Below are 23,473 nucleotides of genomic sequence, written 5' to 3' on the forward strand. Positions count from 1 at the left end.
TGGCGGCGCTCCAGTTCGTCCAGCCGGCGCGCGGCGTTGCGGACCCGGCGGGCGATCTGGCTCTGCACCCGGCCGGCCCGCAGCCCGTACCCCATCTTCTCGGTGTCGCGCGGCGCCCGGTCCGGTGCGACGTTGCGCGCGGTGACCGCCGCCGCCCGCCGCTGCGCCTCGATCTCCTCCTGCTCCTCCGCGTAACGGCGCTCCCACCGGGCCCGCTCCGCCCGCTTCTCGGCCAGGTACGCGCTGTACCCGCCGCCGTAGCGCACCGGCCCGTCGACCGCCGGGTCGAGGTCGACCAGATCGGTGCAGACGGCGTCGAGGAACGCCCGGTCGTGGCCGGCGACCACCACCGGGCCGGGCATCGTCCGCACCTGCTCCTCGACGAAGGCGGCGGCCTCGTCGTCCAGATGGTTGGTCGGCTCGTCCAGCAGCAGCGCGGACGGCCGCCGTACGAGCAGCGCGGCGAGCGCGAGCCGGCCCCGCTGCCCGCCCGACAGCGAACCCAGCGTCCGTCCGTGCGGGAGGTCGCCGAGCCCGAGCCCGGCGAGCAGGACGGCGGCGCGCCGGTCGGCGTCCCAGACCTCCCGCTCCTCGGCCCGTTCGAGCCGCCGGCCGTACTCCTCCAGGAGTCCCGCGTACGCCGGGGAGTCCTCCGGCGTACCGGACAGCAGCCCGGAGAGCCGGTCCAGCTCCGCGAGGTCGGCGCGGGCCTCGCGCAGCGCGTCGTCCAGGACGCCGGCGACGGTGGAGTCCGCGTCGAACGGCATCTCCTGGTGCAGGAAGCCGACGCCGGCGGGGCGCACGACCCGGCCGGAGTCGGGTTCGTCCACCCCGGCCAGCAGCCGCAGCAGCGTGGACTTGCCGACGCCGTTCTCGCCGATGAGGCCGATGCGGCGGCCGGGCGGGACGGTGAGCGAGACCCCGTCGAGGACACGCCGGGTGCCCAGGGTGCGGACGAGGTCGTGGGCGAGCAGGGCGGGCGGGGGAGCGGGGACGGTCATGCGGTACCTCCGACGTGAACGGGTCAGGGGCCCGCCGGGCACGGAGCCTCGGACGCGGGCCTCACGGCACGTCAGCGGTTCACGCCTCCGGCGCCCCCGTCTCCCGCAGTTCCCCGTCCGCCAGCCGCAGCCACCGCTCCACGCCGATCCGCTCCAGGAACCGTTCGTCGTGACTGACCACCACGAACGCGCCCCGGTACGAGGCCAGCGCGCTCTCCAACTGCCCGGCGCTGACCAGGTCCAGGTTGTTCGTCGGCTCGTCCAGGAGCAGCAGCTGCGGGGCCGGTTCGGCGCACAGCACGCACGCCAGCGTGGCCCGCAGCCGCTCGCCGCCCGACAGCACCCGGACGGGCAGATGGGCCCGGTCGCCGCGGAAGAGGAACCGGGCGAGCAGGTTCATCCGCTCGGCCTCCTCGCGGTGCGGGGCGAACGCGGCGAAGTTCTCGGCCACCGTGCGGTCCTGGTCCAGCAGGTCCAGCCGCTGCGAGAGGTACGCGATCCGCCCGTCGGCGCGCCGGACCGTGCCGCCGTCCGGCTCCACGTCGCCGTTGACCAGCCGCAGCAGCGTGCTCTTGCCGGCGCCGTTGGGCCCGGTCAGCGCGATGCGCTCGGGGCCCCGCACCGTCAGATCGACGCCGGTCCCGGCGAACTGCTCCCGGCCGCCGAGGCGCACCCGCAGCTGCTCGCACTGGACCACGGTGCGGCCCGCGGGCACCGAGGTGTCGGGCAGGTCGAGCGTGATGCGCTGCTCGTCGCGCACCGCGCGCCCCGCCTCGTCGAGCCGGGCCTGCGCCTCGCCGACCCGCGAGGCGTGCGTCTGGCCGGAGCGGCCGGCGGCCTCCTGGGCGCCGCGCTTCATGTTCCCGGCGAAGATGCGGGGGAGACCGGCGTTCTTGAGGTTGCGGGCCGCGTTGCTCGCGCGCCGCTCGGCCCGCTCGCGGGCCTGCTGCATCTCGCGCTTCTCCCGCTTCAGCTCCTGTTCGGCGTTGCGGACGTTCTTCTCCGCGACCTCCTGCTCGGCCCGCACGGCCTCCTCGTACGCGGTGAAGTTGCCCCCGTACAGGCGCAGTTCCTCCGGTCCCAGTTCGGCGATGCGGTCCATGCGGTCCAGCAGCGCCCGGTCGTGGCTGACCAGGAGCAGCGTCCCGTTCCACGTCTCCAGGGTGTCGTAGAGGCGGTGGCGGGCGTCCAGGTCGAGGTTGTTGGTCGGCTCGTCGAGCAGCAGGACGTCCGGCCGCTTCAGCAACTGTGCGGCGAGGCCGAGCGAGACGACCTGGCCGCCGCTGAGCGTGCCGGTGCGCCGGTCCAGGGCGAGGCCGTCGAGGCCGAGCCGGTCGAGTTGGGCGCGGGTGCGCTCCTCGATGTCCCAGTCGTCGCCGATGACCGCGAAGTGCTTCTCGTCCACGTCGCCGGACTCCACGGCGTCCAGCGCGCGGATCACCGCGTCCACGCCCAGGACCTCGGCGACCGAGAGGTCTCCGGTCAGGGGGAGGCTCTGCGGGAGGTGGGCCAGGGTGCCGTTGACGGTGACGGAGCCCGAGCGGGGCCGCAGCTCGCCGGCGATCAGCTTGAGCAGGGTGCTCTTTCCGGAGCCGTTGGGCGCGACGAGCCCGGTGCGGCCGCTGCCCACGGTGAAGGACAGGCCGGAGAAGACCGGGGTGTCGTCCGGCCAGGAGAAGGAGAGGTTCGAGCAGATGAGGGTGGCGTCGGACATGCGAAGACCTCGTGGGTGAGACCGGGGCGGCGAGAAACCGCACTCCCGGAGAAATGGCTGAAGGGAACGACGAGACGGCCACCGCGGCTGCGCCCCTGGCGCCCGCTGTGGCTACGGGTTCCGGGTCTCACCCGGAGATGTCGTCGTCGCCTGCCATGTCTGGTCTCCTCGGTACACGCTGGACAGGCCGACGATCTTAGCAGAAGAGGGCCGAGCGCCCCCGGGAATTTCCGTACGGGAGATCGATTGGCGACGGCTCCCGCGCGGGTCTACCGTCGGGGGAGTGAACGACCTCGTTCACTGACGGCACGAGCGGCCGGCGAACCCATGACGGAATCCCACGCGAGCACCGCACAGGCCACCGCGGCCCCTCGGAAGGGGCGGGGCGGCGGGATCGCCCTGCTGGTCATCTGCTCCTGCCAGCTGATGGTGGTCCTGGACATCACCATCGTCAACATCGCCCTCCCGCACATCCAGACCGCGCTGGGCTTCTCCACCGAGAACCTGTCCTGGGTGATCAACGCCTACACCCTGACCTTCGGTGGACTGCTCCTGCTGGGCGGGCGGCTCGGAGACATCCTCGGGCGGCGCCGGGTCTTCATGACCGGCGTCGCCCTCTTCGTCTTCGCCTCGCTGCTCGGCGGGCTCGCCCAGGAATCCTGGCAACTGCTCGCCGCCCGCGCCCTGCAGGGCGTCGGCGGCGCCATCGCCTCCCCGACCGCGCTCGCCCTCATCACGACCACCTTCCGCGAAGGCCCCGCGCGCAACCGGGCCTTCGGCGTGTTCGCGGCGGTCTCGGCGGGCGGCAGCGCCATCGGACTGCTCGCCGGCGGGGTGCTGGTGGAGTGGCTGGACTGGCGGTGGATCTTCTTCGTCAACGTGCCCATCGGCATCCTGATCGTGCTGGGCACCCGGCGCTGGATCCAGGAGTCCGAACGCCATCCGGGCCACTTCGACCTCGTCGGCGCCCTCACCGCGACCCTGGGCATGGTGTGTCTCGTCTACGGATTCATCCGGGCTTCCGAGGAGGGCTGGAGCAACGCCCTGACGCTCGGCGCGTTCGCCGCCGCCGTCGTGCTGCTCGCCCTGTTCGTCGCCATCGAGCACCGCTCCCGGCAGCCCATCACGCCCCTGTGGATGTTCCGCGACCGCAACCGGGCCGGCACCTACGGCATCATGCTGAGCCTCGCCGCGGCCATGTTCGGGATGTTCTTCTTCCTGACCCTGTTCGTGCAGAACATCCTCGGCTTCAGCCCGCTGCGCACCGGGCTCGCCTTCCTGCCGGTCAGCGTCATCATCGCGATCGGCGCAGGGTTCACCTCCCGGCTGCTGCCGCGCTGGGGCCCCAAACCGTTCATGGTGACCGGGGCGGTGCTCGCCGCGGTCGGGCTGGGCTGGCTCACCCGGACCGACGTGCACAGCTCCTACCTGGGCAGTCTGCTGGGGCCCATCCTGGTCTTCGGCCTCGGCATGGGCCTGCAGTTCGTGTCGCTGACACTGATGGCGCTCTCCGGTGTCGAACCCCGCGAGTCGGGCGCGGCCTCCGGCATCCTCAACACCACCCAGCAGGTGGGCGGATCGCTGGGCCTGTCCATCCTCGTCACCGTCTTCGGCACGGCCAGCCGCAACGAGGCGACCGCCCAGGTGCGCCGGTTCACGGCCGAGGCCACCCCGGGCCAGCTCGCGCAGTTCCGGCGGACCGGCCGGCTCCCGGCGCCCTGGGCCGACCAGGTCCTGGCCTCGGGCGTGTCCACCGCGTTCCTCGCCGCGGCGGCCTTCGCCGTCGTCGCGGCGCTGATCGCGCTGTTCGTCATCCAGGTCCGCCCCTCCGACCTGGAACGGCTGCGCGGCAGCGGGCGGCCGGGCCCCTGAGCCCCGGCCGCCCGTCCGCGCCCGGCCCGGTCAGCCCTTGACGGTGAAGCCCGCCCGCAGCAGGTCCTGGTCCCGCGACGACGGACCGACCAGCAGCTCGAACGCGCCCGGCTCGACCACCCGCCGGCCCCCGGCGTCCACCAGGCTGCACGCGGCCACCGGCAGTTCGACGAGCACCTCGCGCGACTCGCCCGGCTCCAGCCGCACCTGCCGGTACGCCTTCAGCTCCTTCTCCGCCCACGTCACGGACGTCACCGAGTCGGTCACGTAGACCTGTACGGTCTCCAGCGCCGGCCGCCGGCCCGTGTTGGACACGACGACGCGCGCCCGCAGCGTGTCGCCGGTGCCCAGGACGCCGGTCAGCACCTCCAGACCGGAGTAGTCGACGCTCGTGTAGCTCAGCCCCTCCCCGAAGGCGAAGGCCGGCCGCTGCGTCAGATCCGCGTACCGGGTGCCGTGCTGGCCGCGCAGCTGGTTGTAGTACGTCGGCTGCTGCCCGGCGTGGCGCGCGAAGGACACCGGGAGGCGTCCGGACGGCTCGACGAGCCCGAGGACCAGCTCGGCCACCGCCCGGCCGCCCAGCATGCCCGGGTTGAAGGCGTACACGAGGGCCGCCGCGCGGGAGACGGAGGGCGGCAGCACCAGCGGCTTGGAGGCGATGACCACCACGGTGAACGGCGTCCCCGTCGCCGCGAGCGCGTCCAGGAGCGCGATCTGCCCGCCGATCAGCTCCAGCGTCGCGGTCGAACGCCCCTCACCGATCAGCTCGATGCGGTCGCCCACCACGGCCACGACGTGGTCGGCGGCCTCCGCAGCGGCGACCGCCTCCGCGATCAGCGTCTCGGACGGCTCCGCCGGGACCACGATCTCCGGGCGCGGCTGCCCGTCCGGGAAGAAGGCGCCCTCCGGGTCCGGACCCACCGTCAGGATGTCCGCGCCGCGCGCGTGCGTGATGGTCCAGCCGGCCGGCGCGTGCTCCCGGAAGCCGTCGAGCACGGTACGGATCATGGCCCGCGGCTGCCCGTCCGGCAGCCAGTCCGCCTGGCCCGACGAGCCCGCCCAGTCCCCGAGCTGGGTCTGCGCGTCGTCCGCGTTGGGCCCGATCACGGCCACCGTGCGCGGCGCGCTCCCGGCCGGCGCGACCGCGCGCCCGTCGGCGCCGGCCGTGTAACCGCCGTCCAGCGGCAGGGTGCCGTCGTTGGCCAGCAGCACCAGCGAGCGGCGGGCCGCCTCCAGGTTCAGTTCGGCGTGCCCGGAACTGCCGATGACCGCCCGCTGACGGTCCCGGTCGGGGTGGCGCGGGTTCTCGAACAGCCCCAGCTCGAACTTGAGCGTGAGGATGCGGGCCACCGCCGCGTCGATGTCCGCCTCGTCCAGCCGCCCGTCCGCCACGGCCTGCTGGGCGCCCTCGAAGAAGTCCGGCGTCGTCATCACCATGTCGTTGCCGGCCCAGACCGCGGCGGCGGCCGCCTGCGCGTGGTCCGCGTACACCTTCTGCTCCCACACCATGCGCCCGACGTTGTCCCAGTCGGTCACCAGCGTGCCGGTGTACCCCCACTCGCCGCGCAGCACCTCGTTCAGCAGCCAGTCGTTGACGGTGACGGGCACGCCGTCCATGGACTGGTAGCCCAGCATGAACGTACGGCAGCCCTCCCGGGCGACCCGCTCGAACGGCGGCAGGAACCACGCGCGCAGCTTGCGCCGGGAAATGTCGGCCTCGCTGGCGTCCCGGCCGCCCTGGGTCTCGGAGTAGCCCGCGAAGTGCTTGGCGCACGCGAGGATCGCCGTCGGATCGTCCAGCCCCTCGCCCTGGTAGCCGCGCACCATCGCCGAGGCCAGCTCGCCGATCAGGAACGGGTCCTCGCCGAACGTCTCGCTCACCCGGCCCCAGCGCAGGTCCCGCGCGATGCACAGCACCGGCGAGAACGTCCAGTGCACCCCGGTCGCCGCCACCTCCACGGCCGTCGCCCGCGCCACCCGCTCCAGCAGCCCGGCGTCCCAGCTCGCGGCCATGCCCAGCTGGGTGGGGAAGATCGTCGCGCCCTCCCAGAAGGAGTGGCCGTGGATGCAGTCCTCGGCGACCAGCAGCGGAATGCCCAGCCGGGTGCGCCGGGTCAGCTCCGCCGCCTCCAGGACCCGTTCGGGCGAGGCATGCAGGATCGAGCCCACGTGCATGTCCTCGATGTGCTCCCGCACCCCGTCCTTGGCGTTGAGCTGGAGCATCTGCCCGACCTTCTCGGGCAGCGTCATCCGGCCGACCAGGTCCGCGACGCGCTCCGCAACGGGCAGGCTGGGGTCGAGATAGGGCAGGGAGGAGCCCACGGGAATTCCTTTCACGACGTCGACGACGTTCTCGGGTACGCGGAGACCGCGCTCCGGGGACCACCGTACGCCGAATACCGACCTAGTGGTAAGTAAGTGAGTATGGGAACGTACGCAGCACAGCCAGCAGGGACGACCGGGGAGCGTGCCGAGTGACCGGGGAGCGGCGGCGTGGATACGCCAAGGGCCGGGCCAAGCGCGAGGAGATCCTCGACCAGGCCATGGCGATGTTCGGCGAGGCCGGCTACCGGGGCGCCTCGCTGCGGGTGATCGCCACCCGCTGCGGCATCTCGCACCCCGGACTGCTGCACCACTTCCCGACCAAGGAATCCCTGCTGCTCGCGGTCCTGGAACACCGCGACGCGGTGGACGCGCAGTGGCTGGAGGAGGGGCGGCCGACCGGAGTGGACCGGCTGCGACGGCTGGTCGGCCTCGCGGAACTGAACGCCGGGCGGCGGGGGATCGTGGAGCTGTACTGCGTGCTGTCGGCCGAGGCGACGGCCGCCGACCACCCGGCCCACGGCTACTTCGTCGAGCGGTACCGGGACTCGGTGCGCACGACGGAGGTCTCCTATGCGGAAGCCCGCGCGGCGGGCGTGCTGCGCGAGGACGTGGACCCCGGCGCGGCGGGCCGGCAGCTGATCGCGCTCATGGACGGACTGCAGATCCAGTGGCTCCTCGGTGACGGTGACACGGACATGGCCGGGGTGCTGCGGGCGCACATCGGGGCGCAGTTGACCGTGCCGTTCTGATTCCGGGGGCGGACCGGCGAGGTGAGGGGGCGCACCCCCTTTACGGCATTGTCATGTGCCGGTAACTTGCTTGCCGCAAGAGATTTCAGCAACATTCCGGCTGCCGTTGCAGGCGGATGCTCCCCCGTTCGCTCGGACCTTGAGGCGCGTCAGGGTCTCCCGCAGTACGGCACGGGCCCCCACTCCCGTGCCCCGGACGCCACGGCTTCGCCGCCGCCGTGGCCCTTCCCTGGAGACACCATGAAACGCACCCCTCACCGGCTGCTCAGACGCATCCTGGCGTCCGCGGCCGCCGCCGCAGCCGTGGGCGCGCTGCTCACCGCGCTGCCCGACGCCCCCGGCCTGGACGCCCGGCCCGTCGCCGCGTCCGACACCACCACGACCGTCTTCTACTACACCAAGACGAAGAACTGGTCGGCCTACAACCTGCACTACGCGCCGGACGGCGGCTCCTGGACCACCGTGCCCGGAGTGGCCATGGAGGCCGCCTGCACCGACTGGGTCAAGAAGACCGTCCCCCTCGCCGGCGCCCAGGGCCTCCAGGCGACCTTCAACAACGGCTCCGGCGTCTGGGACAACAACGGGGGCAGGAACTACGCCCTCGGCACCGGCACCATCACCGTCAAGGACGGCGTCGTGGCCCACAGCGACCCGTGCGGAGACGGCGGCGGCCCGGACCCGAGCCCCTCACCGTCCGGCGACGCGCACACCGCGTCCGTCTACTACTCCACGGCCACCGTCGGCTGGACCACCACCAACCTCCACTACCGGCCCGCCGGCGGCTCCTGGACGGCCGTGCCCGGCGTCGGCATGGAACCGGCCTGCACCGGCTGGGTGAAGAGGACGGTGGACCTCGGCACCGCGACCTCGATGACGGCCGCGTTCAACAACGGCAACGGCGTCTGGGACAACAACAACGGCGGCGACTACACCATCCCGGCGGGCCTCAGCACCGTCAAGGACAGGGCGGTCGTCAAGGACGCCAAGGACCCGTGCGCCGCCGAGCCTGCCGACACCGAGGCGCCGACCGTCCCGACGGGGCTGACCGCCAAGGCCGACGGGGTGGCCGTCGTCCTCGGCTGGGAACCGTCCACCGACAACAAGAAGGTGACGAAGTACCAGGTCACCCGCACCGGCGGCACCAGGGGAAGCGTCGTCACCGATGTGACCTCGACCGTGCTGTCCGAGTCGGGACTGGAGGAGAACACCACCTACACCTACACCGTCAGGGCGATCGACGCCGCCGGCAACACCTCCGCCGCCTCCGCGCCCGCGAAGGCGACCACCGGCAAGAAGCCCCCGGCCGCAGCCCAGGGCGAGCCGCTGGGCACCGACCCCCGCAAGGACCCCATCTACTTCGTGCTCACCGCCCGCTTCAACGACGGGGACAGCGGCAACAACCGGGGCGGCAGCCAGCACGTCAAGTCGGGCAACGCGGCCAACGACGACCCCATGTTCCGCGGTGACTTCAAGGGCCTGGTCAACAAGCTCGACTACATCAAGGGCCTCGGCTTCTCGGCCATCTGGATCACCCCGGTCGTCCTGAACCGCTCCGACTACGACTACCACGGCTACCACGGCTACGACTTCTACAAGGTGGACCCCCGCCTGGAGTCCGCCGGAGCCTCCTACCAGGACCTCATCAACGCCGCCCACGCCAAGGGCATCAAGATCTACCAGGACGTCGTCTACAACCACTCCTCGCGCTGGGGCGCCAAGGGCCTGTTCACGCCCAAGGTCTTCGGCGTCCGCGACGCCCAGTGGAGCTGGTACTACGACGAGAAGAACGAGGGCTTCGAGTACGACGGCCTGACCGTCGACCCCAAGAGCGGCAAGTCCTACTACAACGGCGACCTGTGGTCCACGGCCGAGCCCGCCGGCAACACCTGCCTCAACTGGGGCAAGCCCACCGGCGCCAGGTCCCCCGAGGGCTACACCATCTACAACTGCCAGTGGCCCAACCCGACATCGGGCATGTTCCCCAAGCAGTACTACCACAACTGCTGGCTCGGCAACTGGGAGGGCGAGGACTCCCGCTCCTGCTGGCTGCACGAGGACCTGGCCGACTTCGACACCGAGTCCGCCCCCGTGCAGAACTACCTGATCGGCGCCTACAACAAGTACATCGACATGGGCGTCGACGGCTTCCGCGTCGACACCGCCGTGCACATCCCGCGCACCACCTGGAACCGCCGCTTCCTGCCCGCCATCCAGGAACGCGTGACCCAGCGCTTCGGCGCGGAGGCGGCGAAGAACTTCTTCGTCTTCGGCGAGGTCGGCGCCTTCGTCAACGACAAGTGGAACCGCGGCTCGGTCAACCACTCCGCCCAGTTCTTCACCTGGAAGGAACGCAAGGAGTACGACGCCGACGACGCCAAGGCCGCGCTGGAGATGTACGCGTACGAGGAGCAGCTCGGCACCGGGAACCAGCCGACCTCCGCCAACGCGTTCCTCGACGGCAACACCTACCACGCCCCGGACCACAGCAAGTTCTCCGGCATGAACATCATCGACATGCGCATGCACATGAACTTCGGTGACGCCACCAACGCCTACAACAACGGCAAGGACTCCGACGACTCGACCAACGACGCCACCTACAACGTCGTCTACGTCGACAGCCACGACTACGGGCCCAACAAGAGCAGCGAACGCTACGCCGGCGGCACCGACGCCTGGGCCGAGAACATGTCCCTGATGTGGACCTTCCGGGGCATCCCCACCCTCTACTACGGATCGGAGATCGAGTTCCAGGCCGGCAAGAAGATCGACTGCGGCCCCTCCTGCCCGCTCGCCACCACCGGCCGCGCCTACTACGGCGACCACCTCGCGGGCAGCGTCACCTCCTCGGAGTTCTCCCGGGTGGACTCCGCCTCCGGCGAGGTCGCCAACACCCTCGCGGCGCCCCTCGTCAAGCACCTCCAGCGGCTCAACCAGATCCGCCGGGCCGTGCCCGCCCTCCAGATGGGCCAGTACTCCACCGAGGGCATCAGCGGCCAGATGGCCTTCAAGCGCCGCTACACCAGCGGATCGACCGACAGCTTCGCCCTCGTCACCGTCACCGGCGGCGCCACCTACACCGGCATCCCCAACGGCACCTACAAGGACGCCGTGACCGGTGACACCAAGGTCGTCACCGACGGCAAGCTCACCGTCGCCGCCCCCGGCAAGGGCAACCTGCGCGTTTACGTCCTCAACGGCCCGGGCAGGATCGGCGCCGCCGGCCCCTACCTGAAGTAGCACCACCCCGCCCGCACAGGCGCCCCGGCACCCGGAACTCCGGCTGCCGGGGCGCCCGCCGTCGGGCCGGCCGGGCTACGCGCCCAGCAGCTCGTCCCGGCCGATCACGGCCGTCGAGCCCGGAGCCGTACACGCGTGAGCGCCCGCGACGGCCCCCAGCCGGGCGCACTCCAGGGGCGCCCGCCCCTCCAGCCTCCCGTACAGGAACCCGGTGACGAACGCGTCGCCCGCCCCGTTGCTGTCCACCACCGGCGCCGGCGGGGCCACCGCCGGGACGTGGACCGGCTCGTCGCCGCCGTCGCGGGTCAGGAGGTACGAGCCCGCCGCGCCCGCCGTGGCGACCACCGTCGCCGCCCGGCCCTTCCCCAGGATCTCCCGCATCACCGCCGGGGTGCGCTCCCCGGTCGCGGCCGCGCTGAAGAACACCAGGTCCGACCGGAGCGCGAACTCCCGCTGATGGTCGCCGATCCCGTCCCAGTCGTGCAGATCCGTGGAGACCGGCACCCCCAGCACCTCGATGTCGTCGTACAGGAACCGGGCGAAGTGCATGATCGACAGATGGACATGGCGGGCCGCACGCAGGCGCGGCAGATAGAAGTCCCGCGGCATCCGCAGGTCCTCCGGGTCGCGGGCGTCGTAGAACGACATCCGGCGGCCCGTCGCGTCCACCAGGTTCACCGCCCGCCGCGTCCCGGCGGGGGAGATCACCGCGTGGAACTCCACATCGGCCTTCGCCAGCCGCTCGCGCACCTGGGCGCCGATCCAGTCGTCGCCGACGCAGTCGAGGAACGCCACGTCCAGCCCCAGCGCGCGGGCCCCGAGCGCCACATTGCCACCCGTGTGACCGGGCCATTCCTGGATCGGGCCGACCATCACCGAGTCGGCCAGCGGGACCGGCAGGGCATCGACGCGGACGATCGTGTCCACCCCGCTGCCACCGACCACCACGATGTCGTATTCCGTTCGCTGCTGGACCACTGAGCCCCCTCTCGTGTACCCGCCGGGACCAGTATCGCCCAGCGCCGGGCCGGACCCGGCGGGCTTCTCTGCGCGCGCCCGCGAGAGCCGCTGGCTATGCTCGATCGGGGGCCGACAACCTGATCCGTGGAGGCTCACGCCATGATGCCGCTGCCCGAACCGCGCGATTACCCGCCGCGCCTCGCCACCGGCGCGTTCATCCTCAACTCCGGCCTCGGCAAGCTCAAGGCCGACGAGGCGACCGCCCAGGGACTGCACGGCATGGCCACCACCGCCTACCCGTTCCTCGGCAAGCTCGAAGCCGCCCGGTTCACCCGGCTGCTCGCCTGGTCGGAGATCGCGGTCGGCTCCACCCTGCTGGCCCCGTTCGTCCCCACCCGGCTCGCCGGGCTCGTCCTCACCGGCTTCTCCGGGGGCCTCCTCGGCCTCTATCTGCGCGTCCCCGGCATGCGCGAGCCCGGCAGCCTGCGGCCCAGCCAGGACGGCGTGCCGCTGGCCAAGGACGCCTGGATGTTCGGCATCGGCCTCGGCTTCCTGTGCGCCCCGGGCCCCCGCTGCCGCACCCGGTGCCGGCGCCGGTGCCGGCACTGACCTCCCGGTGACGGCGGGCGGTGGCGCCGAGGGCGCCGCGGCCCGCCGTCAGGCGTGGACGCGAGCCATCAGCAGCGCGACGTCGTCGTGGTCCCCCGGGTTGCGCAGCTCGCGCAGCAGCCGGTCGCAGGTCGCGCCGAGGGAGGCGTCCGGCCGGCGCAGCAACTCCAGCAGCGTCTCCAGCCGGCTGTCGATGTCGTCGTTCCTGGTCTCCACGAGCCCGTCCGTGTACAGCACCAGCCGGTCGCCCGGGCCGAGCGGCACCGTCACATCGGTGAACGGCACCCCGCCCACCCCCAGCGGCGCCCCGGCCGGCAGATCCAGCAGCACCGGAGCCCCGCCCTCGGGGATCAGCACCGGCGGGAGATGGCCGGCCGTGGACACCCGGCACCGTCCGGCCTTCGGGTCGTACACGGCGTAGACGCAGGTGGCGAACCACGGGTCGAGGCCCGTGGTGATCTCGTCCAGGTGCCCCAGCACCTCGGCGGGCTCCAGGGCGAGCCGGGAGAGCGTCTGGGTGGCGGTGCGCAGCCGGCCCATCGTGGTGGCCGCGTCGATGCCGCTGCCCATCACATCGCCCACCACCAGCGCGGTGCGGCCGTCGCGCAGCCCGATCACGTCGAACCAGTCACCGCCGACCTCGTAGCGCGAGGCGGCCGGCAGGTAGCGGGAGACCACGTCCATGCCGGCCGGGTCGTGGTGGTTGCGCGGCAGCATGCTCCGCTGCAGCGTCAGCGCCGTCTCCTGCTGCTGCCGGTAGAGCCGCGCGTTGTCGATGGCGACCGCGGCCCGGCCGGCCAGTTCGAGGGCCAGCGCCTCGTCCTCCGCGGTGAACGGCAGCGGATTGTCCACCCGCAGGAAGTCGATCGCGCCCAGCACCTCGCCCCGGGCGATCAGCGGCACCGCCATGTAGGAGTGGGCGCCCGACCGGGCGAGGAGGTCCGCCGACTCCGCGTCACGGGCGATGAGCTGGAGCTTCTGCGCGTCGAGATACGGCTCGCGGACCGGCCGGGCCGTCCGTACGCACCGGGTGGCGAGGCGGTCGGCGTCGTAGCGGGCGGGATGCCCGACCGGGTCGGCCGCCTCGTCCGCGGGCGTCGGCCGGACGGAGACGATCGCCAGGGCCTGGAAGAGCAGCGGCCCCTCGCTCGGCCCGGGCTGTCCTTTCAGTACGTGGTCCAGCAGGTCCACCGCGGCCGCGTCGGCGAGCTGCGGCACGGTGACCTCGGCCAGCTCCCGGGCCGTCTGCTGGAGGTCGAGCGTGGTGCCGATGCGCACCGAGGCGTCCGCGATCAGCGCCAGCTGCCGCCGGGCCCGCTCCGCCTCGTCCGCCGCGCGGTGCCGGTCGGTGACGTCGATCAGCGACACGGCGATGCCCAGCACCCGGCCCCCGGCGTCGTCCAGCCGGTACAGCGACACGGACCAGGCCCGCTCGGTCTCCGGGTCGGCGGGGCCGCGGCCCACCATCTCGCGCGACACCCGGGGCACCCCGCTGTCCAGGACCTCCCGCGCCATCGCCTCCGGGTCATCCGGGCCCAGGAACGGCAGCGCCTCACCGATCCGCAGGCCCAGGTGCCCGGCGGCGCTCACCCCGTCCATCCGCTCCAGCGCGGCGTTGGCGGACAGGAAGCGCAGATCGGGCCCCAGCACGCCGAGGCCGATCGGGGACTGGTCCACCAGCCCCACCGACAGCGCCAGGTGCCGTTCGACCCGGCGCAGCACATCGCCGTCCGCCGCCAGGCCCAGCGCGAAGAAGTTGCCCCGATCGTCCTGCAACCGCATATTGCGGAACTCCAGCAGTCGTGTGGTGCCGTCCTTGTGCCGTACGGGGAAGACCCCCGCCCAGGCCTCGCCGCCGCCCATGACCTCGCCGAACAGGCGCAGCACGAGCTCGAAGTGCTCCTCGTCCACCAGCACCCGGGCGGCGAACTCTCCCAGGGCCTCGTCGGCGGAGTAGCCCAGCAGCCGTTCGGCCTGCGGGCTCCACAGGACGATGCGGCCGCGGGTGTCCAGGACGAGCGCGGCGACGCCGAGGACGTCGAGCAGACCGCTCTCGGACGACCGGCGCGCGCCCGCCCGGCGGTCCTCGCCCCAGTCGATCCGCATGTCATCAGTGCCGCCCACCGACGATCCTTCCCCTGCCGTCACCGTGCCCGACCAGGCCCGCGTCTCCCATGGTCACCCCTGAGTCACCGGCCTCGCAGCTCCGAGGCATGCGAAGGGGAGCCTGCGGGGGGTTTCGGAGCCGAAATGCCGGTCACCCGCAGCGTACCGACCGAAACGCGACGCACACGACCATCAGGAGTGAGAGTCCATGGAGAACTGGCGCATGCACGCGGCCTGCCGCGAGGCGGACCCGGATCTGTTCTTCCCGATCGGCAGCACCGGACCGGCGCTCGTCCAGGTGGAGGAGGCGAAGGCGGTGTGCCGGCGCTGCCCCGTCCAGGAGGAATGCCTGCGGTGGGCGCTGGACAACAATCAGGACACGGGGGTGTGGGGCGGCCTCGGGGAGAACGAGCGGCGCGCCCTGCGGCGCCGCGGCCGCCGCCGGGCCCGTTAGCTTTTCCCCGCACCCCTGGTGGAGTATGAAGCGCATGGACACCACGGCCTGGCTCATCGTCGCAGCGGTTCTCGCCGTGCTCATGCTGGCCACCGCCGGGGTGCTGCTGGTACGGGTCCTCAGGGCCAGGAAGCTGCTGGCCGACGCCGGTGTCCCGCTGCACAACAAGGCGCTGGTCTGGGCCGCGGTGCTGTACACCGTCTCGCCGGTGGACCTGCTGCCGGACCCGGTCTACCTCGACGACATCGGGTTCCTCCTGCTGGCGCTGCGCTCGCTGCACTCCGCCGCGCGGGCCGCCGGAATCGGCGGGTCCGGCGAGCGGGCGGAGAAGACGCCGGCCGGGGCCGGGCGGAGCCCGCGCCCGTAACTCCTCGCGCGTCCGGTGCGGAACCGGGCGCGTCCTGATCGTTGACACCTGGACGGGTACACGTCACTCTCTCGGGAGAGCGCTCTCCCATCCGTCGCGGGACGCCGTCCCGCACCCCCTCTTCCGCCAGGAGAGAATGTGTACCGAGCCGGCCCAGCCCTGCCCGCGCGACCACGCACGGGCACGCTGCTGATGACCCTCCTCGCCCTGCTCGCCTCGTCGCTGGTCCTGCTGACCGCGCCCCGGGCCGGGGCGGCCGAGACCCTGCTGTCCCGGGGAAGACCCGCCACCGCCTCCTCGTCGGAGGGCGCCGGTTACGCGGCGTCCGCCGCCGTGGACGGCGACCCCGGCACCCGCTGGGCCAGTGCGTGGGGCGACCCCCAGTGGCTGCGGGTGGACCTCGGGGCCACCGCGGACCTCAGCAGGGTCGTCCTGGACTGGGAGTCCGCCTACGGCAAGGCGTACGAGATCCAGGCATCCGACGACGGCTCCGCCTGGCGCACGCTGAAGACCGTCACCGACGGCGACGGCGGCACCGACGAACTGGCGCTCACCGGCTCCGGCCGGTACGTGAGGATGTACGGCACGGCCCGCCCCGGCGGCTACGGCTTCTCCCTGTGGGAGTTCCGGGTCTACGGCACCACCGGCGGCACGGACCCCGGCCCGGGCACCGGCGGCACCGTCCGGGTCACCGGCTCGCAGGGCGACTGGGCGCTGACCGTGGACGGCGAGCCGTACCAGGTCAAGGGCCTCACCTGGGGCCCGTCCGTCAACGACGCCGCACGCCTCATGCCCGACCTCAGGGCGATGGGCGTCAACACCGTCCGCACCTGGGGTACCGACGGCACCTCCAAGCCACTGCTCGACGCGGCGGCCGCCAACGGCATCCGCGTGGTGAGCGGCTTCTGGCTCCAGCCGGGCGGCGGCCCGGGGAGCGGCGGCTGCGTCGACTACCTGACCGACGACGCCTACAAGTCCGCCTCTCTCGCCGAGTTCGCCCGGTGGGTGGACACCTACAAGAGCCACCCCGGCGTGCTGATGTGGAACGTGGGCAACGAGTCGGTCCTCGGGCTGCAGAACTGCTACAGCGGCGACGCGCTGGAGAAGCAGCGCGACGCGTACACCGCCTTCGTCAACGACGTGGCCAAGAAGATCCACAGCATCGACCCCGACCACCCGGTGACCTCCACCGACGCCTGGGTCGGTGCCTGGCCGTACTACCGGCGCAACGCCCCCGACCTGGACCTCTACTCGGTCAACGCCTACGGCGACATCTGCGGTGTCCGCACCGCGTGGGAGTCCGGCGGCTACACCAAGCCCTACCTCATCACCGAGGGCGGCCCGGCCGGGGAGTGGGAGGTTCCCGACGACGCCAACGGCGTCCCGGACGAGCCGACCGACGTACAGAAGGCGGAGGGTTACACCAAGGCGTGGAACTGCGTCACCGCGCACCGCGGCGTCGCCCTCGGCGCCACGCTGTTCCACTACGGAACGGAGCACGACTTCGGCGGCGTCTGGTTCAACCTGGTCCCGGACGGCAAGAAGCGGCTGTCGTACTACGCCCTCAAGAAGGCGTACAGCGGCTCCACCGCAGGTGACGACACCCCGCCCGTCATCAGCGGCATGACCGTCCAGAACGCCGCCGGCACCCCCGCCGGCCGGGAGTTCACCGTGCGGGCCGACGTCCGCGACCCGGACGGCGACCCGGTCACCTACCGCGTCTACCTCAGCGGCAACTACGCCACCGGCGACAAGAGCCTGGTGGAGGCCGACTGGCGGGCCACCGGCGACGGCACCTTCGCGGTGACCGCCCCCGCCCGGCTCGGCGTGTGGAAGGTGTACATCCAGGCCGAGGACGGACACGGCAACGCCGGCATCGAGACCAGGTCCGTGAAGGTCGTGGCGCCCCCCGTCGACGGCACCGACCTCGCGGCCGGACGCCCCACCACCGCCAGCTCCGCCCAGACCGGCGGCAGCAGCGACTGCCCCTGCACCCCGGAGATGGCGACGGACGGGCGCATGGACACCCGGTGGGCCAGCGACTGGAGCGACCCGCAGTCCCTCCAGGTGGACCTCGGCGAGCGGAAGTCCTTCCACCACATCCAGCTGGTGTGGGATCCGGCGTTCGCCCGGTCCTACGAGGTGCAGGTGTCGGACGACGGCAGTTCCTGGCGGTCGGTGTACGCCACCACCGGCGGCGACGGCGACGCGGACGACCTCGAACTCGACCGGACCACCGCCCGCTACGTGAAGCTCCTCCTCACCCGGCGGGGCACCGGCTGGGGCTACTCGATCCGGCACTTCGGCGTCTACGGCTGAGGGCGGGGCGGGGTGCCGGCGGGACGCTTCCCGCCGGCACCCCGGCGCCGGGCGTGTCGGTGCCGGACCGGGGCGGGGCAGCGGCCATGGTGAAGGCATGAACGCCGCAGACATCCTGACCGAGGGCTACTCCCGCATCCAGGAGACCGTGCACGAGGCCGTCGAGGGCCTCGCGCCCGACGACCTCCACGCCCGGCTCGACGCCGGCGCCAACTCGATCGCCTGGCTCGTCTGGCACCTGACCCGCGTACAGGACGACCACATCGCGGACGCGGCCGGCACCGAACAGCTGTGGACCGCGCAGGGCTGGGCCGGCCGCTTCGACCTCCCCTTCAACGAGGACGCCACCGGCTACGGGCAGAGCAGCGAGGAGGTCGCGGCCGTCCGGGTGGACTCAGGGGACCTGCTGCTGGACTACTACGACGCGGTCCACGCGCACACGCTCGCCTTCCTCGGCACGCTCGACGGCCCCGCGCTGGACCGCGTCGTGGACGAGGCGTGGAACCCGCCCGTCACCCTCGGGGTGCGGCTGATCAGCGTCCTGTCGGACGACCTCCAGCACGCCGCCCAGGCGGCCTACGTCCGGGGCGTGCTGGAACGCCGCTAGGGGGTGCCGCCGGGGCGGGCGGCGCGCCTCAGCGGGCGCTGCTCTCCCCGGCCAGATGGGCGAGGAACCAGGCCCGTGCCCGGTCCGCGACCTCGTCCAGGGTGCCCGGTTCCTCGAAGAGGTGGGTCGCGCCGGGGACGACGTCGAGGCGGCTCTTGCAGCGCAGCTCCGCCAGCGCCCGGCGGTTCAGCTCCAGCACCTCGGTGTCCCGGCCGCCCACCAGGAGCAGGGTGGGGGAGCGGACCTCATGCAGGCGGGTGCCCGCCAGGTCGGGCCGTCCGCCGCGCGAGACGACCGCGCCGATGCCCGTCGCGCGGTCCGCGCCGGCGAGGGCCGCCGCCTGCAACGCCGCCGCCGCGCCCGTGCTGGCGCCGAACACGCCGACCGGCCCGGCGGAGTGCTCCCGTACCCGGCGCACCGCGTCCACCAGCCGGGTGGCGAGGGTGGAGATGTCGAAGACGTGGCCGCCCTCGGCCTCCTCGTCGGCGGTGAGCAGGTCGAACAGCAGCGTGCCGAGCCCGGCCCGGTTCAGCGCCGCCGCGACCGCCCGGTTGCGCGGGCTGTGCCTGCTGCTGCCCGAGCCGTGCGCGAACACGACGAGCGCCCCGGCGTCCCCGGCCGGGGTCAGGGTGCCCGGCAGCACCACCCCGTCGGCCTCCACCCGTACCTCCCGGGCCGGCTCCCCGGACCGCCGCGCCGCCCGCGCCAGCAGGGCGACGACCTCCTCGTCCGGGGTCTGACCGAAGTCCCGGTACCACTCGCCGACCGCGGAGAACCCGGCCGGTGCCGACAGGCACACCACCTCGTCGGCCTCCTCCCGCAGCCGGGCCACGGCGGACGGCGCGGCGACCGGCACGGCCAGCACGACGTGCGCGGCGCCCTGCGCGCGGGCCACGGCACAGGCGGCGAGCGCGGTCGCGCCCGTGGCGATGCCGTCGTCCACGAGGATCACCGTGCGCCCCCGGAGCGGGACGCGCGGCCGGTCGCCCCGGAACGCCCGCGCCCGGCGCAGCAGTTCAGCCTCCTCGGCCCGTTCCACGGCGGCCATCTCGGAGGCCGAGACCCCGGCCCGGCGCACGATGTCGTCGCTGATGACCCGCACCCCGTCCTCGCCGATGGCGCCGAAGCCCAGCTCCGGACGGTGCGGGACGCCGAGCTTGCGGACCACGATCACATCGAGCGGCGCGCCGAGTTCCCGGGCGACGGGACAGGCGACCGGCACGCCGCCGCGCGGCAGCCCGAGCACGACCGGATCGCTGTGCGCGAGGGGGGCCAGGGCCTCGGCGAGCCGTCGGCCCGCGTCGGCACGGTCGGCGAAGAGCACGGGACTCACCCCTGTCGAGGACCACGTACGGCGGTCACCCGCGTCTCGTACGAGCGATCCGCGTACCTCATTCCAATCAACCGCGCCCGCCGGGTGCGCGCAAATCGGCGTCAACGCACCCGAACCGGCCCGGACCTCCTGCTCGCCCGTCTTCTCGCGGGTGTCCAGCCCTCGATCCGTAGATGACAATGAAAACGATTGTCGTTAACGTGTGCCGGGTCGGGTCGCACGGCCCGCCGTCCGGGCCCGCGTGTGCCCGCATTCCTGCAACCGTGCGTTCATGAGGGGGAGTTGTGGCTCATCTGCTGATGGTCGAGAGCTGGGTCGGGTCGATGAGCAGACTGCTGCCCAGAGCCGTCCGGGAGGGCGGGCACACCTTCACCTTCCTCACCCGCGACCTGCACCACTACCTGCGCGCGGCACCCGAGGGGGCCCAGCACCCGCTCCTCGGCGCCAGGCACGTCCTGACCGGCCCCACCAACGACCCCGACCGGCTGCTGCCGTTCGCCGAACAGGCCCACCGCGCCCTCGGGTTCGACGGCGTGATCTCGTCCTGCGACTACTACCTGCCGACGGCCGCCCGCATCGCGCGACGGCTCGGTCTGCCCGGTCCCGCCCCCGAGGCGATGGACCACGCCTGCCGCAAGGACGCCACCCGGGACGTCCTCGCCCGCGCCGGAGTCCCCGGACCGCGCTACGCGGTCTGCGCCGACTGGGTCGAGACCGGCGGGGCGGCGGCCAGGATCGGGTTCCCGCTCGTCGTCAAGCCGGTCGACCTGTGCGCCGGCATGCTCGTACGCCGCGTGGACGACGAGACCCAACTCGCCGACGCCCACCGCGCCCTGGCGGACTTCCCGGTCAACGCGCGCGGCCAGCGCCGCGACCCCGTGGTCCTGCTGGAGGAACTGCTGCACGGTCCCGAAGTAAGCGTCGAGACCGTCACTCACCGGGGCACGACCCATGTCGTCGGCGTGACCGACAAGAGCGTCGGCGGAGCCCCGGCGTTCGTGGAGACCGGGCACATGTTCCCGGCCGCGCTCACCGAAGCGGACGCCCGGGCCGCCCGCGACACCGCTGTCCGGGCGATCGAGGCGCTGGGCCTGGACGACGTCGTCGCGCACACCGAGATCAAACTGACGCCCGACGGCCCCCGGGTGGTGGAGGTCAACCCCCGCCCGGCCGGCAACCGCATCACCGAACTCGTCCGGCACGTCACCGGCATCGACCTCACCGCCGCCTGCGTCGACGTCGCCCTCGGCCGGGAACCGGACCTGCGACCGCACGACACCGGCCTGCGCAGCGCCGCCATCGGCTTCCTGGTGCCCGGGACCGGGGGAGTCCTGGAGGCGGTCGACGGCGGCGACACGGTCGGCGAGGCCCGCGACGTCCTGGAGTTGAGCCTCGCCGCGCCCGGCACCCGCGTCACCGCCGACGGCAGCAACAACGGCTACCTCGGGCACGTCATGGCCGGGGACGCCGCAGGGCTCGGCGCCCGCGCCCGTACGGAAGCGCTGCTGGCGGACCTGCGGCCGCGGGTGGTGACCCGATGACCGCGCACCCCGTCACCCGCCCGGCCCCCGGCTCCTGCGAGGAACTGGTGTCCCGGGTCCTGGCCGGCGCCTTCGGGCCCGATCCGCGCACCCTCCGCGTCAGCACCGCGTTCACCACCCGCCAGTCGGTCCGGCACACCGGACGCACCGGCGGCTACCGCAACGAGGTGCTGAGCCTGCGCATCGCCGAAGCGGTCGGCTCCTGCGCCGTCGAACCGGGCGAACTCCCGGACAGCGCCGCCGACGCCTGCGTCGGCACCGACGCCGCCACGCTGCTCGCCCACCCGCTGCGTCCGGTACGGATCGCCGCACTCGACGCCGTACTCATGCACGCCCTGCCCCACGGCCCCGCCTCCGGCGCCCGGTCGCTGCCGCTGCCCGCGGGCGGCTCGCTGGAGAAGTCACGGGCCAGGGCACACGCCGTCACCGGACTCCTCGACCTGCCGCCCGGCCGCACCGTGCTCGTCGTCGGCGTCGTCAACTCGCTCCTGGCCGCCCTGCGCGAACGCGGCCTGCGCTACGTCCCCTGCGACCTCAAGGGCGGCACCACCGAGTGGGGCGAACCCGTGCGCACGGACGCGGCCGAGCCCCTGAGCCGGTGCGACGCCGTCCTCGCCTCCGGGATGACCCTCGGCAACGGCAGCTTCGAACAGCTCCGGACCCACGCCCTGCGGCACGGCACACCGCTCGTCATGTTCGCCCAGACGGGCAGCGCCGTCCTGCCCCGCCTCATCGGCTCCGGAGTGACCGCCGTCTCCGCGGAGCCCTACCCCTTCTTCTGGCTCGACGGCGGCCCCGGCACCATCCACCAGTACGGAGGCACCCGGTGACCACGGCACTTCTGCGCCCCGCGGGCAACCGCGAACTGCTCGGCCTGGTCGGGCGCACCCCGCTCGCCCGCATCACCGCACCGCTGCCCTGTCCGCACCCCGGCTTCTGGGCCAAGCTCGAAGGCTTCGGCGTCGGCGGCATGAAGGCACGCGCCGCCGTGTCCATGCTCCGGGGCGCCGAGGAACGCGGCGAACTCCTGCCCGGCGCCCCGGTCGTGGAGTCCACGTCCGGCACCCTCGGCATCGGCCTCGCCTTCGCGGGCCAGGCCCTCGGGCACCCCGTCGTCCTGGTCGGCGACACCGAACTCGAACCGTCCATGCGGCAGTTGCTGCGCTCCCACGGGGCCCGGCTGGAACTGGTCGACCGGCCCGCCGAACAGGGCGGCTGGCAGGCGGCCCGGCTGACCCGGCTCCGTGAACTGCTGGCCACGCTCCCGGATGCCTACTGGCCCGACCAGTACAACAACCCCGACAACACCGCGGGCTACGCCTCCCTCGCCGCCGAGATCGCCGGCCGGCTCGACCGGGTCGACGTACTGGTGTGCAGCGTCGGCACCGGCGGACACAGCGCCGGCACCGCCGCCTGGCTGCGCCGACAGTGGCCGGCGATGCGGCTGATCGGCGTGGACGCCACCGGCTCGACGATCTTCGGCCAGCCCGCCCGCCCCCGGCTCATGCGCGGCCTCGGCAGCAGCATCCACCCCCGCAACGTCGCCCACGACCGCTTCGACGAGGTCCACTGGGTCGGCCCCGCCGAGGCCGCCGACAGCTGCCGCCGACTCGCCCGGCACAACTTCGTCAGCGGCGGCTGGAGCACCGGCGCCGTCGCCCTCGTCGCCGCCTGGGCCGCCCGCGTCCGGCCCGGCGCGGTCGTCGTCACCGTCTTCCCGGACGGCCCGCACCGCTACCTCGGCAGCGTCTTCGACGACGGCTTCACCGCCCTGCACAGGCTGCGCGCCACCCCGGCGACCCGCCCCCTCGAAATCTCCCACCCCCGGGCGGCGGAGGCCACCGGCTGGACCCGCTGCACCACCGTCACCGACCCCGCCCGCCTCCCGCACGCACCCCAGGAGCACCGATGAAGTGCACCCTGCGCACCACGGAACTGCGGCTCGCCGAACCGCTGCGGATCTCCCGCTCCACCACCACCGCCCGCGACGCCGTCGTCCTCACCGTCGAGCACCAGGGCCTCCACGGCCACGGCGAAGCCGTCACCAGCGTCTACTACGGGCTCGACACCGCGGCCCTGCGCCGATGGCTGCACCGTTCCGGTGAGGCCCTGGCCCGCTTCCCCGACCCGGAGACCGCCCTCGCCGCCCTGCCCGACACCGCCACCGCGGCGCCCCCGGCGGTCGCCGCCGCCGTGGAGTCCGCGCTCCTCGACCTCGCGGGCAAGCGCGCCGGACAGCCCGTGCACCGGCTCCTCGGCGCCGCCGCCCCACCCAC

Annotated in this window: 17 protein-coding genes and 1 pseudogene; 12 read left to right on the forward strand and 6 right to left on the reverse strand. The window is 73.1% G+C overall.

Going from position 1 to position 23,473, the window contains the following annotated elements; genetic code table 11:
• Both MHW47_RS14940 and abc-f read right to left on the reverse strand, forming a co-directional pair.
• A partial coding sequence (locus MHW47_RS14940) for an ATP-binding cassette domain-containing protein (RefSeq protein WP_239223590.1) occupies positions 1–1,001 on the reverse strand: 1,001 nt, incomplete at its 3' end.
• Positions 1,002–1,080: 79 nt separating this feature from the next.
• Positions 1,081–2,715 carry a ribosomal protection-like ABC-F family protein gene (gene abc-f / locus MHW47_RS14945; protein ID WP_239223591.1) on the reverse strand — a complete coding sequence of 545 codons (1,635 nt, stop codon included), beginning with the start codon at positions 2,713–2,715 and terminating at the stop codon, positions 1,081–1,083.
• 327 nt (positions 2,716–3,042) lie between these two features.
• On the opposite strand from abc-f, the gene MHW47_RS14950 reads away from it, so the two are divergent.
• Positions 3,043–4,587: an MFS transporter gene (locus MHW47_RS14950; protein ID WP_239223593.1), complete on the forward strand. Its 1,545-nt coding sequence runs from the start codon at positions 3,043–3,045 to the stop codon at positions 4,585–4,587.
• Between the two features lie 30 nt (positions 4,588–4,617).
• Here MHW47_RS14950 and MHW47_RS14955 read toward each other — a convergent pair whose 3' ends face one another.
• Positions 4,618–6,909 carry a glycoside hydrolase family 3 N-terminal domain-containing protein gene (locus MHW47_RS14955; RefSeq protein WP_239223594.1) on the reverse strand — a complete coding sequence of 764 codons (2,292 nt, stop codon included), beginning with the start codon at positions 6,907–6,909 and terminating at the stop codon, positions 4,618–4,620.
• Between the two features lie 152 nt (positions 6,910–7,061).
• On the opposite strand from MHW47_RS14955, the gene MHW47_RS14960 reads away from it, so the two are divergent.
• Positions 7,062–7,661: a TetR/AcrR family transcriptional regulator gene (locus MHW47_RS14960; protein WP_239223595.1), complete on the forward strand. Its 600-nt coding sequence runs from the start codon at positions 7,062–7,064 to the stop codon at positions 7,659–7,661.
• Between the two features lie 240 nt (positions 7,662–7,901).
• Complete coding sequence (locus MHW47_RS14965; protein WP_239223597.1) at positions 7,902–10,901, forward strand: carbohydrate binding domain-containing protein; 3,000 nt, start codon at positions 7,902–7,904, stop codon at positions 10,899–10,901.
• Between the two features lie 75 nt (positions 10,902–10,976).
• On the opposite strand, the gene MHW47_RS14970 is transcribed toward MHW47_RS14965, so the two are convergent.
• Positions 10,977–11,879 carry a carbohydrate kinase family protein gene (locus MHW47_RS14970; RefSeq protein WP_239223598.1) on the reverse strand — a complete coding sequence of 301 codons (903 nt, stop codon included), beginning with the start codon at positions 11,877–11,879 and terminating at the stop codon, positions 10,977–10,979.
• A 141-nt stretch (positions 11,880–12,020) separates the two neighbouring features.
• Here MHW47_RS14970 and MHW47_RS14975 point away from each other — a divergent pair, with 141 nt between their 5' ends.
• Positions 12,021–12,470 (forward strand): hypothetical protein, encoded by a 450-nt coding sequence (locus MHW47_RS14975; protein WP_239223611.1) that lies wholly within the window; start codon positions 12,021–12,023, stop codon positions 12,468–12,470.
• Between the two features lie 48 nt (positions 12,471–12,518).
• On the opposite strand, the gene MHW47_RS14980 is transcribed toward MHW47_RS14975, so the two are convergent.
• Entirely contained in the window at positions 12,519–14,576 is a 2,058-nt protein-coding gene (locus tag MHW47_RS14980) for a SpoIIE family protein phosphatase (protein ID WP_239223612.1), read from the reverse strand.
• Between the two features lie 208 nt (positions 14,577–14,784).
• Here MHW47_RS14980 and MHW47_RS14985 point away from each other — a divergent pair, with 208 nt between their 5' ends.
• The 4 genes from MHW47_RS14985 (at position 14,785) to MHW47_RS15000 (ending at position 18,323) form a co-directional block, all read left to right on the forward strand.
• Complete coding sequence (locus tag MHW47_RS14985; protein ID WP_239223600.1) at positions 14,785–15,030, forward strand: WhiB family transcriptional regulator; 246 nt, start codon at positions 14,785–14,787, stop codon at positions 15,028–15,030.
• A 34-nt stretch (positions 15,031–15,064) separates the two neighbouring features.
• Complete coding sequence (locus MHW47_RS14990; protein WP_239223602.1) at positions 15,065–15,397, forward strand: YkvA family protein; 333 nt, start codon at positions 15,065–15,067, stop codon at positions 15,395–15,397.
• 192 nt (positions 15,398–15,589) lie between these two features.
• Positions 15,590–17,716 carry a discoidin domain-containing protein gene (locus MHW47_RS14995; RefSeq protein WP_239223613.1) on the forward strand — a complete coding sequence of 709 codons (2,127 nt, stop codon included), beginning with the start codon at positions 15,590–15,592 and terminating at the stop codon, positions 17,714–17,716.
• Positions 17,717–17,813: 97 nt separating this feature from the next.
• Complete coding sequence (locus MHW47_RS15000) at positions 17,814–18,323, forward strand: DUF664 domain-containing protein (RefSeq protein WP_239223604.1); 510 nt, start codon at positions 17,814–17,816, stop codon at positions 18,321–18,323.
• 28 nt (positions 18,324–18,351) lie between these two features.
• On the opposite strand, the gene MHW47_RS15005 is transcribed toward MHW47_RS15000, so the two are convergent.
• Entirely contained in the window at positions 18,352–19,647 is a 1,296-nt protein-coding gene (locus tag MHW47_RS15005) for an alpha/beta family hydrolase (protein WP_239223606.1), read from the reverse strand.
• A gap of 293 nt (positions 19,648–19,940) precedes the next feature.
• On the opposite strand from MHW47_RS15005, the gene MHW47_RS15010 reads away from it, so the two are divergent.
• The 4 genes and pseudogenes from MHW47_RS15010 to MHW47_RS15025 form a co-directional block, all read left to right on the forward strand.
• Positions 19,941–21,197, forward strand: coding sequence for an ATP-grasp domain-containing protein (locus tag MHW47_RS15010; RefSeq protein WP_239223607.1), 1,257 nt, complete (start codon positions 19,941–19,943; stop codon positions 21,195–21,197).
• Positions 21,194–22,027, forward strand: a complete 834-nt coding sequence (locus MHW47_RS15015) for a Rossmann-like domain-containing protein (protein ID WP_239223608.1) — start codon at positions 21,194–21,196, stop codon at positions 22,025–22,027. The genes MHW47_RS15010 and MHW47_RS15015 overlap by 4 nt, the downstream gene beginning before the upstream one ends.
• The gene (locus MHW47_RS15020; RefSeq protein WP_239223609.1) at positions 22,024–23,109 is read left to right on the forward strand and encodes a PLP-dependent cysteine synthase family protein; all 1,086 of its coding nucleotides are present in this window, start codon (positions 22,024–22,026) and stop codon (positions 23,107–23,109) included. Before MHW47_RS15015 ends, MHW47_RS15020 begins: the two co-directional genes overlap by 4 nt.
• Positions 23,106–23,473, forward strand: a pseudogene (locus MHW47_RS15025) (dipeptide epimerase); the annotation flags it as partial. The gene MHW47_RS15020 and the pseudogene MHW47_RS15025, both read left to right, overlap by 4 nt.

The sequence above is a fragment of the Streptomyces sp. OfavH-34-F genome, from assembly GCF_022347745.1.
Classification (GTDB): domain Bacteria; phylum Actinomycetota; class Actinomycetes; order Streptomycetales; family Streptomycetaceae; genus Streptomyces.

What these genes read in the sequence shown, in the direction of transcription:
- abc-f (WP_239223591.1), bottom strand. Translation starts at nt 2,715, where the DNA reads ATGTCCGACGCCACCCTCATCTGCTCGAACCTCTCCTTCTCCTGGCCG.
- MHW47_RS14950 (WP_239223593.1), top strand. Translation starts at nt 3,043, where the DNA reads ATGACGGAATCCCACGCGAGCACCGCACAGGCCACCGCGGCCCCTCGG.
- MHW47_RS14965 (WP_239223597.1), top strand. Translation starts at nt 7,902, where the DNA reads ATGAAACGCACCCCTCACCGGCTGCTCAGACGCATCCTGGCGTCCGCG.
- MHW47_RS14975 (WP_239223611.1), top strand. Translation starts at nt 12,021, where the DNA reads ATGATGCCGCTGCCCGAACCGCGCGATTACCCGCCGCGCCTCGCCACC.
- MHW47_RS14980 (WP_239223612.1), bottom strand. Translation starts at nt 14,576, where the DNA reads ATGCGGATCGACTGGGGCGAGGACCGCCGGGCGGGCGCGCGCCGGTCG.
- MHW47_RS14985 (WP_239223600.1), top strand. Translation starts at nt 14,785, where the DNA reads ATGGAGAACTGGCGCATGCACGCGGCCTGCCGCGAGGCGGACCCGGAT.
- MHW47_RS14990 (WP_239223602.1), top strand. Translation starts at nt 15,065, where the DNA reads ATGGACACCACGGCCTGGCTCATCGTCGCAGCGGTTCTCGCCGTGCTC.
- MHW47_RS14995 (WP_239223613.1), top strand. Translation starts at nt 15,590, where the DNA reads ATGACCCTCCTCGCCCTGCTCGCCTCGTCGCTGGTCCTGCTGACCGCG.
- MHW47_RS15000 (WP_239223604.1), top strand. Translation starts at nt 17,814, where the DNA reads ATGAACGCCGCAGACATCCTGACCGAGGGCTACTCCCGCATCCAGGAG.
- MHW47_RS15015 (WP_239223608.1), top strand. Translation starts at nt 21,194, where the DNA reads ATGACCGCGCACCCCGTCACCCGCCCGGCCCCCGGCTCCTGCGAGGAA.